The following is a 15,430-nucleotide window of genomic DNA, read 5'->3' on the forward strand; positions in this document are numbered from 1 at the left end:
TAAATCGCAGCTGTTGTCTGGCTTATTGCGCTTTGACCACACGCAGAGAGTTGGTCAGGTGGCCATCTTTAGTGTCTTGCGCATAGTCGCCTGACAGCTCGTAGATCGCCCATTTTGCACGGTCCCAATTGTGGCTGCGCATATGATCTTCGGCCTCCTGCGGGGAGGCAAAGGCAAGGCCGCCGGGATAGAGGCCAAAGAGCAGCGGGCCGAATTTGACCACGGATTTGCCAGCCTCCAGAGCAGGTGTGTAGCTGGCGCGCTCGCCGATGGTGAAGACCGGTGTGTCCGGCGATGGGCGCATGACGGGTGTCATGGCGGGGCGGATTTCAAATAGAAACAGCGCGCCCAAGGTGGCGATCAGCAGCAGCGATGCGCGCAGCGTTTTCTGGAGGCCGCTTAGCTTGCGCGGTTTTTTTTTGAGGCTTCCTCGGCGGGGGCGCTTGGATCTTTGGGGTTGGGATAGACCAGGCCGGCGGAGATCACGAGTTTGGCGGCGTCCTCAACGGACATTTCGAGCTCGATGATGTCGTCCTTGGGGAAGAACAGCAGGAAGCCGGAGGTCGGGTTGGGGGTTGTCGGGACAAAGACGCTGACTAGGCCGTTGGTGGTGGCCGCAGAGTCTGCGACCTCACCTTTGGCGGTGGTGGAGATAAAGCCAATCGCCCAGATGCCGCGGCGGGGGTATTCGATCAGGCAGGCTTTTTCAAAGCTGCGTTCGCTTTGGGCGAAGACGGTTTCAGCGATCTGTTTGACGCCGGAGTAGATCGAGCGCACCACCGGCATACGGTCCACAAGGCTTTCGCCATAGCGGATCAGGGAGCGGCCGATGAGGCCTTTGGCGATCCAGCCAACCAGTACGGTGAAGATCAGGAAGATGATCAGACCCACGCCGCGCAGGTTGATGCCGATGTATTTCTCCGGCTGGATGGTGCTTGGCACCAGAGGCAGCACAAAGCCGTCGACCCAGCCGATCAGGGTCCAGACCAGCCAGATGGTCAGCGCGATGGGGAGAATGACGACGATGCCCGTAAAGAAGCTGGAGCGGAGGCTGCCAAAAAAACCAACTTTGTGTTTGTTTGGATCTTCGTCAAATGGGGTCGTCATTCGTGGGTCCTGCCAAATTCTGATACCTAGTTAGGCATTTGTGGCAGAGGCTGCAATGACGTTTACGCTAGGGGCAAGTGAATGTGGCCGCCGCGCGGGGCAGCGGCCGTTTTTGTGCCTTCTCAGCAGGCAGATTTTAAAGCGGTCAGACCAGCGCGGCGGCGATATCTGCTGCGAGGCGCGCGTTGTTGCGCACCAGAGCGATATTGGCCACCAGCGAGCGGCCTGCGGTCAGCTCAAAGATGCGTTGCAGCAGGAAGGGGGTGACACCCTTGCCGGTGACGCCTTGTTCGTCAGCCTCGCGGGTGGCTTGCGCGATCACAGGGGCCAGCTCGGCTGCGGGGATTTCATCGGCGGCGGGAATCGGATTGGCGACCAACTGGCCGCCCGGCAGGCCCATGGCACCGCGCATTTTGTGGGCGGCGGCGATTGCGGAGGCGTCATCCATGCGCAGGGGGGCGGCGAGGTCAGACTGCGCGGACCAGAAAGCCGGGAAGCTGTCCTGACCATAGGCGATCACCGGCACGCCGTTGGTTTCCAGCACTTCGAGCGTCTTGGGCACATCCAGGATGGCTTTCGCGCCCGCAGCCACAACGGTCACAGGGGTGTGGCCCAGTTCGGTGAGGTCGGCGGAGATGTCAAAGCTCTCCTCGGCACCTTTGTGGACACCGCCGATGCCGCCGGTGGCAAAGACGGAGATGCCCGCAAGATGCGCGGCGATCATGGTGGCGGCGACGGTGGTGGCACCGGTGCGGCCCTGCGCCATGATCACGGCCATATCGGCGCGGCTGACTTTGGCCACGTCTTTGGCTTGTGCGAGCGCTTCGAGCTGCGCATCTGTCAGGCCTGCGTGCAGGGTGCCGTTGATCACGGCCATGGTGGCCGGCACAGCGCCTTTTTCACGGATGTCGTTTTCCACCTGACGCGCCACCTCGAGGTTTTGCGGATAGGGCATGCCGTGGGTGATGATTGTGCTTTCCAGCGCCACGATGGGCGTGCCGTTTTTCTTGGCCTCAGACACTTCGGGGGACAGAGTGATCAGGGTCATGTGGCGTGTTCTCCAGAGACGTATTTGGCGGCAGCGGTGAGGGCGCGGGAGAGCGCTTCGTCGCGGCTGGCACCTTGGGATTCGGCCACGATATGCGCGGCCATGAAAGTGTCGCCTGCGCCGGTGACGCGGGTCACCAGAACGGCGGGCGGTTGTTGGGTGATGACGCCCTCGGCGGTGCCGTCGGACGCGGCATTTCCGCCATCGGTCACAAGGGCGCGGGCTGCGCCGCGCGCCAGCAGACCTTCGGCGGCGGCCTCCGAGGATGTGAACTCGGTCTGGCAGAGGTAACCTGCTTCCTCCAGGTTCACATAAAGCACCGCACGGGAATGCATTAGGAAAGGCATCAGGCGCTCGGCCTTGCCCGGAGAGGCAGGCGCGACGCGCAGATCGGCGGCGGCAAAGAGCGGGCTGCGGGCAATCTGATCGAGCAGACGCTGGGTGAGGTTGCCATCGAGCGCAATCAGCCCGCCATAGGGGGCGGCCCCTGAGCCAAGCGTGCCGTTTTCCAGCGGGGCCAGAATTTTGTCGCCTGCGGCCTCAAGCGAATGGGCATCAGCGATCGCGGCGATCAGGCCGTTTTTGCCTTCCACCGCCATATAGGTGTCGGTGGGCAGATCGGCGGAGCGGTAGACGTAATCCATGATCGCGCCCATTTCGCGGCAGGCGGTCATCAGCTCGTCGCCTTCCACATCCTGACCGATGGCCGAGAGCGCGGCGGGGCGCAGGCCAAAGCGCGCAAGCGTCATGGCGATGTTCCAGGCGACGCCGCCGGGCAGGCGGGAGATCCGCCCCGGCACGTCAGAGCCCTGCCGCATATGGCTGGGCGCTCGGCCAATGATGTCCCAAAGAACGGAGCCGATGCAGAGAATGTCAGGATGTGTGGCGGATGAGGTGGCAGATGTCGCGGTCATGGCAGCTCACAGGGTGGGCGGGCCAAAGACAGGTGCTGGCCCGCACAGAGGGGTTTGGGTGCGCGTTTAGCCGGCAAAGGCGGCTTCGAACTCTTTGAGTTTGGCAACCGGATCTTCGGCGCGCCAGATTTCTTCGCCGATGCCAAAGAAATCGGTGTAAGGCGCAAGGGTGCGGATGATGTCGGTGTCTAGCGCGCCTTCGGCGACCACAGGCACTTCGATCATCTGAGACCACCATTCAAAGAGGTCTTTCTCCGCCAGCGTGCCATCGCCCAGCGGGGTGCTGCCAACAGGGCCGAAGCTTACATAATCCGCGCCGTTTTCCCCGGCGGTCATGCCTTCGTGGCTGGAGGCGCCGCAAAAGGCCCCGACAATGGCGTCTTTGCCAAGCTCTTTGCGGGTCTTGGCGACAGAACGCGCGGCATCGGTGAGATGCACACCGTCCAGGCCCAGACGCTCAAACAGCAGCACATGTTCGTCGATCACAATGGCCACGTCACGCGCATGCGCCACTTCGCGCAGGGCGTCAGCGGCGCGCGACAGGCGGTCTTCGTCCCGTGTGGCAAGGGCGAGGCGCACGCAGGCGATGTCGCTTGCGTCCAGCACAGCGGCCAGTTGATCGGGGAAACGGGAGAGTTCGATCTCTGGCGGGGTGATCAGATAGATCTGCGGCAGCTCTGTCTCGGCCATGCGCGGGCTCCTCGTGTCTTGATCGCGCCGCTATAACGCGGATTTTGCGGCTTGGCTATGCGCATCTGCGCAAAACAGGTTTTCATTTGGGCGGAAGGCTTTGGGCGTTTTTGAGCGCGAGGCGCAGCACGGCGGCGCGGCGGCTGTCATCTTCCAGCAGATCCTCAGAGAGATCGACCATGCCGCCCATGGGGCGTCCGGTGAACGAGAGCGGGGCGGTGCCTTCGATCCGCAGCGCCTCGGCCTCACGGGATTTGCCGATGCGTGCCATGCCGCCGTCTTTGTGTACACCGCAGACCATATGGCCGTTGAGCAGAAAGCAGAGCCCGCCAAACATCTTTTTCTCGGTGATATTGTTGTGGCCGATGATGTTATAGAGCTCTTCGCGCATCAGGGTGGCGTGTCCTTCGTCATATGCCATTGTCGCTCTCCTGTGTCACTCTCCTGGGCGGCGGATCGGGGGTGGTGCAAGAGAGTTTAGCCTCCGGCGGGGATATTTGAAGAATGAGAATTCGGGGTGGGTTGTTTTGAGCCGCCCGGAGCGGTATCAGCGGCCAGATTTTCTTATGAGATGCCCCGGAGAGTGCCATGACATCCGCCACACCGCAGCCTGCCTTTGTTCTTGTGCGCCCGCAGATGGGGGAAAACATCGGTGGCGCGGCGCGCGCGATGCTGAATTTCGGTCTGGATAAGATGCGGGTGGTGGACCCGCGCGATGGCTGGCCCAATGAGCGCGCGGTGGCGATGGCCTCCGGTGCGGGGCGGGTGCTGGATGCAGCTTACCTAACCGAGACCACAGAGGCGGCGCTTGAGGATTGTCATTATGTCTTTGCCACCACGGCGCGGGCGCGGGGGCTGACCAAACCTGTGGTGACGCCGGAAGTGGCGATGAAACAGGCGGCCGAGATGATTGCGCGCGGCGAGAAAGTGGCGGTGCTGTTTGGGCCTGAGCGCTCCGGCCTTGAGAACGAAGACATTGCGCGCGCAAATGCGATTATCAATGTGCCGGTGAACCCGGTGTATGCCTCGCTCAATCTGGCGCAATGTGTGCTGCTGACCGCCTATGAGTGGCGGCGTCAGAGCGCGGATATTGTGCATGAGCGCGTGGATATGACCAAGACCGACTGGGCCAATCACGCCGAGATGGAGGCGCTGGAGCGTCACTATGAGGAGCGTTTGGACGCGGCCGGTTTCTTTTTTCCGCCGGAGAAGGCTGAGGGCATGAAAATCAATCTGCGCAATATGTGGAGCCGGATGCGGCTGACACGCGCGGATGTGCAGATGCTGCATGGGGTCATGCGACAGATGGTCCGCTGGAAGGAAAAGGGGTGAGTTTCGCCCTTAATTCCAAGTCTGAACAGATAGTCTATCCGTACCATTGAGAACCCCTTGGGTGGTTGCAGCGCGCGTGTGGCCGGATTAGGCTCGCGCGCAAGATCAGGAGGCAGCGATGAGCCAGAAACGCAGCATTTTTGAAGAGGTTGGCAGCGAGGCGCCCAAAGAGGCCCCCAAGGCTGTTGGCGTGATTGATGCCGGTGCCAAAGGCGCGCGGCGCGGCATTCGGATCTGGCTGATGATCCTCTTCGCGCTGGTGGTGGTGATGATCGCCGTGGGCGGCCTCACACGTCTGACGGACAGCGGGTTGTCGATCACCGAATGGCGTCCGGTGACCGGGGCTGTGCCGCCGATGAATGAAGCGGACTGGCAGAGCGAGTTTGAGAAATACAAGCAGATCGACCAATGGGCGCTTGAGAACAACTGGATGACGCTGGCGGACTTTAAGGTCATCTATTGGTGGGAATGGGGCCACCGTCAGCTGGGCCGGGTGATCGGCTTGGTCTGGGCGGTTGGTTTTGCCGGCTTTGCGCTGGCGCGGCAGATCCCGACAGGCTGGACCGGACGGCTGTTGCTGATCGGTGCTTTGGGTGGTCTGCAGGGCGCGATTGGTTGGTGGATGGTGGCCTCTGGCGTGACCTCCGGTGAAGGGGTCACAACCGTTGCGAGCTATCGTCTGGCCACGCATCTGGGGCTGGCCTTTCTGATCCTTGCCTTCATTGGCTGGTATGTGCTGATGCTGGGGCGCAGCGAGCGCGATTTGATGCAGGCGCGGCGCGGCAAGGAGGCTAAGCAGTTCTCCATGTCCACAGGGCTTTTGCACATGACCTTTGTGCAGATCCTGCTGGGCGCGCTGGTGGCCGGGATTGATGCGGGACGCACGTTTAACGACTGGCCGCTGATGGCCGGGCAGATGTTTCCGCCGGATGCGTTTTACATTGAGCCTGCGTGGCGCAATTTCTTTGAGAATGCAGGTCTGGTGCAGTTCATTCACCGCAGCTGGGGCTATCTGCTGATGATTTTTGCTATCGTGGTGTGGCGCAAGGGGCAGGGCTCTGCGCATAAATCCACGCGCTTTGCCTTTAATCTGGTGCTGGCAGCGGTGTTTTTGCAAATGGTGCTGGGCGTGGTCACGGTGATGACCTTCGCGCATATGCATGTGGCGATCACCCACCAGATCATGGCGGTGCTTGTTGTCGCGCTGATCCTGCGGGCGCGGTTCCTGAGCCATTATCCAGTTGCCACGTCGGTGCGCGACGCAGCCTGAAGATTTCACCCGAGAGAGAGGGAAAAGACATGTCTGCATATGAGCAGTTGATGGCGTTCAGCCACACCACAGAGGCGCTGGGTCAGGTGGCCGGACGTCTGGGCTGGGATCAGGAAGCGATCATGCCGGAAGGGGCTGCGCCGCAGCGCGCCGAAGAAATGGCGGCGATGGAAAGCGTGCTGCACGCGCGCCGCACCGACCCCAAAGTGGGCAACTGGCTGGCGGAGATTGATCCGGCGCAACTGGATGAGGTGGGCCGTGCACAGCTGCGCCACATCGAAAAAAGCTTTGAGCGCACCTCCAAAGTGCCGGCGGATCTGGCGGCGGAGATTGCCAAAGTCACCAGCCGTGCGCAGGGCATTTGGGCGCAGGCGCGCAGTGATGAGGATGTGGCGGCGTTTTTGCCAACCTTGAAGGAGGTTGTGAGCCTGAAGCGTCAGGAAGGGCAGGCGTTGGCAGCCGGTGGCGATGTCTATGACGCCATGATTGATGATTATGAGCCGGAGATGACGGCGGCTGAGATCGCGGCGATGTTTGATGCGATGCGGCCCCGGCTGGTGGCGTTGCGCGCAGCCGTGCTGGCGGCAGAGGCCCCGGCGAAACTGAGCGGCACCTTTGCCAGCGACAAGCAGATGGCGCTGACCGCCAAACTGGCCAAATCCTTTGGCTATGATTTTGACCATGGGCGCATTGATTGTGTGACCCATCCGTTCTGCTCGGGCAGCGGGCTGGATGTGCGCATCACCACACGCACCAGTGAGAGCGATCCGTTCAACTGTTTCTACTCCACCATTCATGAGGTGGGCCATGCCGCCTATGAGCAGGGCATTCACCGCGACTATCTGCTGACGCCGATCGGGCATGGGGTCTCCATGGGCGTGCATGAGAGCCAGAGCCGGATTTATGAGAACCAGCTGGGGCGCGGGCGGGCTTATACCGGCTGGCTCTATGAGCAGATGAAGGCGGAGTTTGGCGATTTTGGCATCGCGGATGCTGAGGCGTTTTATGGCACCGTGAACCGGGTGAATGACGGCTATATCCGCACCGAGGCGGATGAGGTGCAATACAATCTGCACATCATGCTGCGCTTTGATCTGGAGCGCGCATTGATGCAGGGGGATCTGGCGGTGGATGATCTGGAAGCGGCCTGGAATGACCGCTTTGCCGCTGATTTTGGCTATGCGGTGGACAAGCCCTCCAACGGGGTGTTGCAGGATGTGCATTGGTCGGTGGGGCTGTTTGGCTACTTCCCGACCTATTCGCTGGGCAATGTCTATGCGGGTTGCCTGAATGAAGCGCTGCGCCGCGCGGTGCCGGATCTGGATGCGCAATTGGCGCAGGGGGACACCTCGGCGGCAACAGGCTGGCTGCGCGAAAACCTGCAGCAGCACGGTGGTTTGCGCGAGCCTGCGGCGACCATCGCACATGCCACGGGCGCTGCGCCAAGCGGGGAGCCGCTGCTGGCCTATCTGGAAGAGAAGTTTGGTGACATCTACAAGCTGTGATCGCTTGATCAGATGTTGGATGAAAAAAAGGGGACTCTTTGGCGTCCCCTTTGTTTTTGGGATATTTGAAGAATGAGAAGCCGGGGCGCGCGTGCCTTAAAACAAGGTTGAGGCAAGCGCAGAGCGCGGATTATAGCAGTTTCCGTTTGATCTGGATCGCTTGTTTGCTGCCTCTCCCTTTCGGTCGAACGCGAAAAGCGATCCACTTGCCTCACATAAAACGCAAACTGCTTTAGCATCCGAGTTCTTTTTCTCCGGCTTTGATGATTTGCATCAGCTCTGCATCCCGCCCTGAGAGTTCGGGGGATTTTGTGAAGCAGCCTTCGTTGCCGAATGTGGCGATGCCGCGCTCTGAGGAGAAGCAATAGCCGTTTTCATGGAAGATGCGGTTGCGGTGATACCAGAGATCGTCGCAGGAGAGCCGTTGCGTGTGTGGGGCTTCCGGGGTTTCGGTTGTTTGGGTTGGCTCGGGGATGTGGGGCAAATCCGCGAGAGGCTGGCCCATGGGAAACAGCATCAGAGTTGGATAGCTGTGAGGCTCGCTGTCGCTGGTGGCGCTTTCATACTGCCAGTAGCTGTAAGGCGTGGCCACATGGTCAGGCTCCGGCAGGCTGTGGGGGCCGCGTGGGTATTGCGTGCCGATGCGGATGTCTATGTCAGGGCTAATGCGGGCGTCCCAGGCATCCCGAATGATGCCAAAACTGGTTTGCTCCCCAACCTCTGCAGAGGTGGGCAGACGCACAAGGCAGTCTTCGGCATAATAAGGCCCGCCGACCGGGTAGCCACGCTGAACGCCGTAGATGGCACCGTCTTTTTGCTCGATTTGAACATCGGTCGCAAACTGCGGGGCGTCAGGTTGATAGGTGCTGCGAACAATCTCGACAAAATTGGGCCAGAACTCCTCAAAAGAGGCGAGCCTATGCGGCTTCCATGTGGGGGCAAAAGACCAGGTGAAAGCGCCGTCATCCATCAGGAAGGCATTGTGGCATATTGAGGTGATCAGATCTGTATTCAGCGTGACGTCATAGGAGATCCCAGTGACGGGGATCTGTGAGAACAGCGCATCGGCCACGGTGGTGAGGTAGTACATCTCCTGTGGCGGTGTTTCGATGCTGCGCGCGTAAAGATAGGGTGTCAGATAGGGGGTACCTTCGTCATCAGCCTTTTGCGCAAAGGCAAAGAGCAGAGCGGAATCGCGGATAGCGTCGTCGTAAACGGCTTCGACTTCGTCGGCGTCATAGAGCTCACCATAGTTTGGCAAAACAATGCGCGGGGCATGCACGCCCAGTCGGGCGGTGGGCGCAATGGCGCGCATCGCAATCGTTTCGTAGCTCTCTCCTTCAAAGGTATGTGCCCCGGCGAGGAAGAGCGTGGAGCAGGCAGAGGCGCAGCGGTCATCCTCTGCCACATAGGTTTGCAGATCGGCAAAGGAGTCGCGCAGGAAATCCACAATGGAAAGGGCTTCATAGAGTCTGCCGCCTCGGCTGTTGAGGCAGAGCCGCGCGCCTTCGGGGAGACCGTTGTACTCATAAATGGCTTGGAACTTCTGAAGATCGCCAGGCGTGACGTCACCGTCATAAAGCAGGGTGCAGTCGGCGTATTTTCCGGTGAGCTGCTCTGCTGTGACGGCGCCACCATATCGGCTGTCGAGCGCGTCTTGGCTTTCGGTTGTGTTGTAAATCAGGGTGGCGGCCTGTGCCGGAGAGGTGGTCATAAGGCCGAGGCAGGCGCTCAAAAGAGCTGCGCCGGAAAGGTATTTTATCATAGGTATTTAGGTGTTTTCTAAAGTCAGTGATAGTCTGTGCGAACTTCGACACAGAAATGTTGGTGAGGCAAGGAAAAGCTTGCCGGAAGGTTTGGTGATGTGCGGTTTGGAGGTGGTGCGGTGACACGGGATCATGTGGCGATCAATAAGGCGGTCTGGGAGGCGGATGCGGCCAATTGGGAAGAGATTGGCGCGCGGCTTTGGGCGATGGAAGCGCCGGTTTGGGGAAACTGGAACACGCCCGAGGAAACGCTGAATATCTTGCCTGAAGACATGCGCGGCATGGCGGCAATCGAGTTGGGTTGCGGCACCGGCTATGCCTCCGGCTGGATGGTCCAGCGGGGCGCGGAGGTGACGGCGATTGATGTGTCTCCCCAGCAATTGGCGACAGCGCGGCAACTGGCACAGACCCATGGGGCGGCAATCCACTTTCTGGAAGGCAATGCAGAGGCGACCGGATTGCCGGATGCGTCGTTTGATTTTGCGATCTCGGAATATGGCGCGGCGATCTGGTGCCCGCCGGAGGTTTGGCTTCGGGAGGCTTGGCGGCTGTTAAAGCCGGAGGGGGCGCTGGTGTTTCTGGGCAATCATCCGCTGTCTCTGATCTGTTCGCCGCTGGATGGCGCGCCCTGTGATCGCCAGTTGCATAGGCCCTACAAAGATATGTGGGGCGCGGATTGGACAAAGGTCGATTTTGAGCCAAGCGGGGTGTGTTTCAACCTGACAATTGCCGATTGGATGGCGCTCTTTTCTGAGATCGGTTTCGCGGTGGTGCGTTATCGGGAGGTCTATGCGCCGGAATGGGCGAAAGGGACACGGGCGGCGATCCCGGCGGAATGGGCCAAAACCTATCCGACGGAGCAGGTCTGGCATCTCAAGAAGCCTTCGTAATGCTCTGTCTTTGCAGAAAAAAAGCCCCAGCGCGGTGAGCGCCGGGGCTTGTGTGTTGCTTGGGTGGGGCGGTTTATTCTTCCGCCACATCCTCGTCGTCTTGTTCCGCAATCCAGGCCACGGAGACCACTTCTTCGCCTTTGCCGGTGTTGAACACCCTGACGCCGCCAGCAGAGCGGGAGCGGAAGGAGATGCCATCCACAGGGACGCGGATGGATTGGCCTTTGGAGGTGGCGAGCATGATCTGATCGCCCAGTTCCACCGGGAAGGAGGCAACAAGTTCGCCGCCGCGCATGGCTTTGTCCATGGCTGCTACACCCTGGCCGCCACGGCCGCGCACGGGGTAGTCATGAGACGAGCTGAGCTTGCCTGCGCCGCCTGCGGTGATCGTGAGGATCAGGTTCTCGGCGGCGGACATTTCAGCGTAGCGCTCTTGGGAAAGTTCGCCCGCTGGCGCCTCGTCTTCATCCCCGCCATCATCGGTGAGACCGGCCACGGCGCGGCGCATCTTGAGATAGGCGGCGCGCTCTTCGCTTTCTGCGCGGAAGTGGCGGATGACGGACATGGAGACCACTTCGTCATTGCCGTTCAGGCGAATGCCACGCACACCAGTGGAGGAGCGGCTGTTGAACACGCGCACCTCGGTGGTGGGGAAGCGGATCGCACGGCCCGAATTGGTCACCAGCATCACATCGTCTTCTTCGGTACAGATACGGGCGTTGATCAGCTTGGTGTCGGCGTGATCATCCTCAAACTTCATGGCGATCTTGCCGTTGGATTTCACATTGGTGAAATCGGACAGGCGGTTGCGGCGCACGGTGCCTGCAGAAGTCGCAAACATGATTTGCAGATCGTCCCACTCATCCTCTGGGCGGTCCACCGGCATGATCGCAGCAATCGAAACACCGGACGGGATCGGCAGGATGTTCACAATCGCCTTGCCTTTGGCGGTGCGACCCCCCAGCGGCAGGCGCCAGGTCTTGAGCTTGTAGGCCATGCCATCGGTGGTGAAGAACAAGAGCTGGGTGTGGGTGTTGGCCACAAAGAGGGTGGTGACCACATCCTCTTCTTTGGTCTGCATGCCCGAGATGCCTTTGCCGCCGCGTTTCTGGGCGCGGAAGTCGGCCAATGGGGTGCGCTTGATGTAGCCGCCGGAGGTGACGGTCACGACCATGTCTTCGCGCTCGATCAGGTCTTCGTCGTCCATGTCACCGGACCAGTCGACGATTTCGGTGCGGCGTTCTACGGCGAAGTTCTCACGGACTTCGCGCAGCTCGTCGCCGATGATCCCCATGATGCGCTCGCGTGAGCCGAGAATTTCAAGGTATTCCTTGATCTTAGCGGCCAGTTCTTCGAGTTCGTCCGTGACCTCTTTCACACCGATCTGGGTGAGGCGCTGCAGGCGCAGCTCGAGAATGGCGCGCGCCTGTGTTTCCGACAGGTTGTAGGTGCCGTCCTCGTTCATGGTGTGGGTCGGATCGTCGATCAGACGGATGTAGCCGGCGATTTCTGCCGCGGGCCAGCGACGGGTCATCAGCTTTTCACGCGCTTCTGCTGCATCGGCGGAGCTGCGGATGGTCGCAACCACTTCGTCCACATTGGTGACAGCCACGGCCAGACCACAGAGGATGTGGCTGCGTTCGCGGGCCTTGCGCAGCAGGTAGGCTGTGCGGCGGGCAACCACGTCTTCGCGGAAGTCGATGAAGGAGGTCAGGAAGCGGCGCAGGGTGAGCTGCTCTGGGCGACCGCCGTTCAGGGCCAGCATGTTGCAGCCAAAGTGGGTCTGCATCGGGGTGAAGCGGAAGAGCTGGTTCAGCACCACTTCGGCGGTGGCGTCGCGTTTGAGCTCGACCACCACGCGCACACCGTCACGGTCAGATTCATCCTGAACGTGGGCGATGCCTTCGATACGCTTTTCGCGCGCGGCCTCGGCGATCTTCTCGATCATCGAGGCTTTGTTCACCTGATAGGGGATTTCGTCGATGACGATGGCGTAGCGGTCCTTGCGGATTTCCTCAACGCGGGTTTTGGAACGGATCACAACGCTGCCGCGGCCCTCAAGATAGGCTTTGCGCGCGCCAGAGCGGCCCAGAAGGATGCCACCGGTGGGGAAGTCCGGGCCGGGGACATATTGAATGAGCTGCTCAGAGGTCAGATCCGGGTCTTCGATCAGCGCCAAGGTTGCGTCGATCACTTCGCCCAGATTGTGCGGCGGAATGTTGGTGGCCATACCCACCGCGATGCCGCCCGCGCCGTTGACAAGCATGTTGGGGAAGCGCGCAGGCAGCACGGTTGGCTCCTGGTCTTTGCCATCATAGTTGTCTTGGAAATCAACGGTTTCCTTGTCTATGTCGGCCAGCAGCGCAGCCGCCGGTTTGTCCATGCGGACCTCGGTGTAACGCATGGCCGCCGGGTTGTCGCCGTCCATGGAGCCGAAGTTGCCCTGACCGTCCAGAAGCGGCAGCGACATGGAGAAATCCTGTGCCATCCGCACCAGAGCGTCATAGATCGCGCCATCGCCGTGCGGGTGGTATTTACCCATCACGTCGCCCACAGGACGGGCCGATTTGCGGTAGGCTTTGTCGTGGGTGTTGCCGGTTTCATGCATCGCATAAAGAATGCGGCGGTGCACCGGTTTGAGGCCATCACGCAGGTCTGGAATGGCGCGGCTGACGATCACGCTCATGGCGTAGTCGAGGTAGCTGGCGCGCATTTCCTCCTCGATGGTCACAGTGGGACCGTCGTGGATCATCCGTTCATGCGTGTTTTCTTCTTCGTTTTCAGGGGTTTCCGGCGTGTCGCTCAAGTCCCGATCTCGCTTCTTTTTGGCGGTCCATATCTTGTTGGCTCGCTTATATCAGAGGCGACATGTAGGGTGCAATGGGGCTGTGGTGATCCTGCGGCTATTCCGCCGAAAAAACCCTAGCCCTTTGAGTTTTTGAGGGAAATCCCGCATGGTTTTAGCCAGAGGATGCCGCTGCCCCAACAGGGGTTTGCGCAGCGCGGCGTTCTTGGTAGGAGCCGTGGTAAAACCAGTTTTGAGGGTATTTTATGAAGCAGAATATTTTTAGAGTTGTTGCGCTGTGCGGCGGGGCGGCCGTTGGCTCAGTCTGTGCCTCTGTGGCCTCGGCGGATTCACTGGCAGACAAGATCAAGCGCGGGGCGGAGAATGCCGGTGAAGCGATCGGTGACGGGCTGAGCGCGACAGGCCATGCGATTGAAGGCGGGGCTGAGGCCGTGGGCGACGTGGTCCACGAGGGCGCTGAGGCGGTTGAGAACACTGTGACCTCCACCGATGAGTTGCTTTCAAATGAAGAGACAGTCGAACAGACGCGGGCGCGGCTTGATGCAATGGCGGATGAGATTCTGGCGCGGCTTTTGAAGGAAAATCCGGAGGCGGCGCGGCTTTATGAGCAGGGCGCAGGCTATGCGGCGTTTGATGCGCGTAAGGTGACGATTTTCCCGCTGACCACTGGCTATGGGCGCGGGGTGGCGATGGCCAAAGACGGCTCTGGACGGGTCTATATGAATATGGGCACTGGCGGGCTTGGCGGGGCGATTGGCATTGGCGGGTTTACCAATCAGTTTGTGATCCTGTTTGAGACCGCTGGGGATCTGAACAATTTTGTCACCCATGGCTATGATGCGGGCGCAAGCGGCGGCGCGCAGTCAGGATCGGATGGGGACACCGAGCAGACCAGCTTTCGCGATGGGCGGTCTGTGTTTTTGCTCGACAAAAACCGCTGGCGCGTGAACGCCAGTCTGGAAGGCAGCAAATATTGGCGCTCTCCGGAGCTGAATGAAGCTCAGTAGGGAAATACGCTCAGGCGGAGCAGCTCGCGCCGCCGAGAACGCAGAATTTGGCGCAGTGGGGGTGGTTGAGAAGCACGGGCTTCTCGGCCTCCTTGAGCGTCTGGCCAAGCTCGAACTCTTCGACATAGGGCAGCAAAGTGCAGGCAATGACCGCCGGGGCTTTGGAGCCCTTGCGGCGCACAACCATGCGTGAGCTGGCGCACATGATGTCGTTGGGAGATTTGTTGAGGATGCCCCAGCAGGCGGTGGTGATTTCCGGCACTTCGACGGTTTCATCCATCTCCGGGAAGAGCATGGTTTGCGCCGGATGCTGCGGGTCGATTTCGAACCCGTGTTTGGCATAAAGGCGCGCGTATCCGGCGCGGGAGTCCGCATCGGACTCGCCCCAGAGGGTGCGGCCGGCAACGGTCATCTGAAAACCTTCGTCGCGCAGCCATTCCATGCCGAGGATCATGCGGTCAAAGGAGCCGGCACCACGTTCCTGATCGTGGCGCTCCGGGTTCCAGTGGTCGATGGAAATGCGGAACGTGAGCTTGTCGCGGTAGGTTTCGCGCAGCTCCAGGAGGCCTTCGCGGACACGTTTGCGCATCAGGGGCTGCATGGCGTTGGTGAGGATCAGCACATCGTAGCCGCGTTCCAGCGAGCGGCGGGTGATTTCGATCATTTCCGGGTTCATGAAAGGCTCGCCACCGGTGAAGCCGATCTCGCGCACGTTCCATTCGCGGGTTTCAAGTTGGTCGAGGTAGTCGCTCACCTCATCAGCGGTGATGTAGAGCAGGTCATCATTGGTGGGCGATGAGAAGATATAGCAGTTCTCGCACTCAATGTTGCAGAGCGTTCCGGTGTTGAACCACAGCGTTTCAGGGTTGTTGAGTGCAACATGCGCCCGATCTTCGCCTTTGGCTGTGATGAACGGATCCTGGAATTTGCCGAGATTTGCCTGATCTTTCATGAAACTGCCATCTGTTATGTGCCCAATGCCTCCTACCCAATGTTATAGGGCTTGACCATCCGTGCCGCAGCGCTTCTGACAGAGTTGTGATGCGCGCTTGCGGTGTTAGAGTGGCGATGTTAGATCACTCGAAAGCGTCGTTA

The 15,430-nt window shown here is 60.3% G+C and carries 14 protein-coding genes; 5 read left to right on the forward strand and 9 right to left on the reverse strand.

Annotation, left to right across the window (positions count from 1 at the left end; translation table 11 throughout):
• Window positions 1-22: 22 nt before the first annotated feature.
• From ACO07T_RS13115 to ACO07T_RS13140, 6 genes are all read right to left on the reverse strand, one after another.
• Window positions 23-304 carry a hypothetical protein gene (locus ACO07T_RS13115; RefSeq protein WP_422049788.1) on the reverse strand — a complete coding sequence of 94 codons (282 nt, stop codon included), beginning with the start codon at window positions 302-304 and terminating at the stop codon, window positions 23-25.
• Between the two features lie 95 nt (window positions 305-399).
• Window positions 400-1,107, reverse strand: coding sequence for a DUF502 domain-containing protein (locus tag ACO07T_RS13120; protein ID WP_422049789.1), 708 nt, complete (start codon window positions 1,105-1,107; stop codon window positions 400-402).
• A 145-nt stretch (window positions 1,108-1,252) separates the two neighbouring features.
• A complete protein-coding gene (locus ACO07T_RS13125) occupies window positions 1,253-2,155 on the reverse strand; it encodes a pseudouridine-5'-phosphate glycosidase (protein WP_422049790.1) in 903 nt (300 codons plus the stop codon).
• Window positions 2,152-3,069, reverse strand: coding sequence for a PfkB family carbohydrate kinase (locus tag ACO07T_RS13130; protein ID WP_422049791.1), 918 nt, complete (start codon window positions 3,067-3,069; stop codon window positions 2,152-2,154). Before ACO07T_RS13130 ends, ACO07T_RS13125 begins: the two co-directional genes overlap by 4 nt.
• Before the next feature lie 66 nt (window positions 3,070-3,135).
• Complete coding sequence (locus ACO07T_RS13135; protein ID WP_209062965.1) at window positions 3,136-3,759, reverse strand: thiamine phosphate synthase; 624 nt, start codon at window positions 3,757-3,759, stop codon at window positions 3,136-3,138.
• Between the two features lie 82 nt (window positions 3,760-3,841).
• Complete coding sequence (locus ACO07T_RS13140; RefSeq protein WP_422049792.1) at window positions 3,842-4,180, reverse strand: TfoX/Sxy family protein; 339 nt, start codon at window positions 4,178-4,180, stop codon at window positions 3,842-3,844.
• A gap of 167 nt (window positions 4,181-4,347) precedes the next feature.
• Here ACO07T_RS13140 and ACO07T_RS13145 point away from each other — a divergent pair, with 167 nt between their 5' ends.
• The 3 genes from ACO07T_RS13145 to ACO07T_RS13155 all read left to right on the forward strand — a co-directional run bounded on the left by ACO07T_RS13145 (window position 4,348) and on the right by ACO07T_RS13155 (window position 7,866).
• The gene (locus tag ACO07T_RS13145) at window positions 4,348-5,091 is read left to right on the forward strand and encodes an RNA methyltransferase (RefSeq protein ID WP_422049793.1); all 744 of its coding nucleotides are present in this window, start codon (window positions 4,348-4,350) and stop codon (window positions 5,089-5,091) included.
• A 118-nt stretch (window positions 5,092-5,209) separates the two neighbouring features.
• A complete protein-coding gene (ctaA, locus tag ACO07T_RS13150) occupies window positions 5,210-6,361 on the forward strand; it encodes a heme A synthase (protein WP_422049794.1) in 1,152 nt (383 codons plus the stop codon).
• Between the two features lie 29 nt (window positions 6,362-6,390).
• A complete protein-coding gene (locus ACO07T_RS13155) occupies window positions 6,391-7,866 on the forward strand; it encodes a carboxypeptidase M32 (RefSeq protein WP_422049795.1) in 1,476 nt (491 codons plus the stop codon).
• A gap of 232 nt (window positions 7,867-8,098) precedes the next feature.
• On the opposite strand, the gene ACO07T_RS13160 is transcribed toward ACO07T_RS13155, so the two are convergent.
• Complete coding sequence (locus tag ACO07T_RS13160; protein ID WP_422049796.1) at window positions 8,099-9,631, reverse strand: YARHG domain-containing protein; 1,533 nt, start codon at window positions 9,629-9,631, stop codon at window positions 8,099-8,101.
• A gap of 120 nt (window positions 9,632-9,751) precedes the next feature.
• On the opposite strand from ACO07T_RS13160, the gene ACO07T_RS13165 reads away from it, so the two are divergent.
• Window positions 9,752-10,522 carry a class I SAM-dependent methyltransferase gene (locus ACO07T_RS13165; protein ID WP_422049797.1) on the forward strand — a complete coding sequence of 257 codons (771 nt, stop codon included), beginning with the start codon at window positions 9,752-9,754 and terminating at the stop codon, window positions 10,520-10,522.
• Window positions 10,523-10,595: 73 nt separating this feature from the next.
• On the opposite strand, the gene gyrA is transcribed toward ACO07T_RS13165, so the two are convergent.
• A complete protein-coding gene (gyrA, locus tag ACO07T_RS13170) occupies window positions 10,596-13,328 on the reverse strand; it encodes a DNA gyrase subunit A (protein ID WP_422049798.1) in 2,733 nt (910 codons plus the stop codon).
• Window positions 13,329-13,573: 245 nt separating this feature from the next.
• Here gyrA and ACO07T_RS13175 point away from each other — a divergent pair, with 245 nt between their 5' ends.
• Entirely contained in the window at window positions 13,574-14,335 is a 762-nt protein-coding gene (locus ACO07T_RS13175) for a hypothetical protein (RefSeq protein ID WP_422049799.1), read from the forward strand.
• Window positions 14,336-14,345: 10 nt separating this feature from the next.
• Here the strand turns inward: ACO07T_RS13175 and ACO07T_RS13180 are convergent, their stop codons facing one another.
• On the reverse strand, window positions 14,346-15,287 hold the full coding sequence (locus tag ACO07T_RS13180; protein ID WP_209080892.1) for a radical SAM protein: 942 nt from the start codon (window positions 15,285-15,287) through the stop codon (window positions 14,346-14,348).
• Window positions 15,288-15,430 lie beyond the last annotated feature (143 nt).

The sequence above is a fragment of the Shimia sp. genome, from assembly GCF_965227725.1.
Lineage (GTDB): Bacteria > Pseudomonadota > Alphaproteobacteria > Rhodobacterales > Rhodobacteraceae > Shimia.

What these genes read in the sequence shown, in the direction of transcription:
- ACO07T_RS13175 (WP_422049799.1), top strand. Translation starts at nt 13,574, where the DNA reads ATGAAGCAGAATATTTTTAGAGTTGTTGCGCTGTGCGGCGGGGCGGCC.
- ACO07T_RS13180 (WP_209080892.1), bottom strand. Translation starts at nt 15,287, where the DNA reads ATGAAAGATCAGGCAAATCTCGGCAAATTCCAGGATCCGTTCATCACA.
- ctaA (WP_422049794.1), top strand. Translation starts at nt 5,210, where the DNA reads ATGAGCCAGAAACGCAGCATTTTTGAAGAGGTTGGCAGCGAGGCGCCC.
- ACO07T_RS13155 (WP_422049795.1), top strand. Translation starts at nt 6,391, where the DNA reads ATGTCTGCATATGAGCAGTTGATGGCGTTCAGCCACACCACAGAGGCG.
- ACO07T_RS13160 (WP_422049796.1), bottom strand. Translation starts at nt 9,631, where the DNA reads ATGATAAAATACCTTTCCGGCGCAGCTCTTTTGAGCGCCTGCCTCGGC.
- ACO07T_RS13140 (WP_422049792.1), bottom strand. Translation starts at nt 4,180, where the DNA reads ATGGCATATGACGAAGGACACGCCACCCTGATGCGCGAAGAGCTCTAT.
- ACO07T_RS13130 (WP_422049791.1), bottom strand. Translation starts at nt 3,069, where the DNA reads ATGACCGCGACATCTGCCACCTCATCCGCCACACATCCTGACATTCTC.
- ACO07T_RS13120 (WP_422049789.1), bottom strand. Translation starts at nt 1,107, where the DNA reads ATGACGACCCCATTTGACGAAGATCCAAACAAACACAAAGTTGGTTTT.
- ACO07T_RS13115 (WP_422049788.1), bottom strand. Translation starts at nt 304, where the DNA reads ATGCGCCCATCGCCGGACACACCGGTCTTCACCATCGGCGAGCGCGCC.
- ACO07T_RS13135 (WP_209062965.1), bottom strand. Translation starts at nt 3,759, where the DNA reads ATGGCCGAGACAGAGCTGCCGCAGATCTATCTGATCACCCCGCCAGAG.
- ACO07T_RS13125 (WP_422049790.1), bottom strand. Translation starts at nt 2,155, where the DNA reads ATGACCCTGATCACTCTGTCCCCCGAAGTGTCTGAGGCCAAGAAAAAC.
- ACO07T_RS13145 (WP_422049793.1), top strand. Translation starts at nt 4,348, where the DNA reads ATGACATCCGCCACACCGCAGCCTGCCTTTGTTCTTGTGCGCCCGCAG.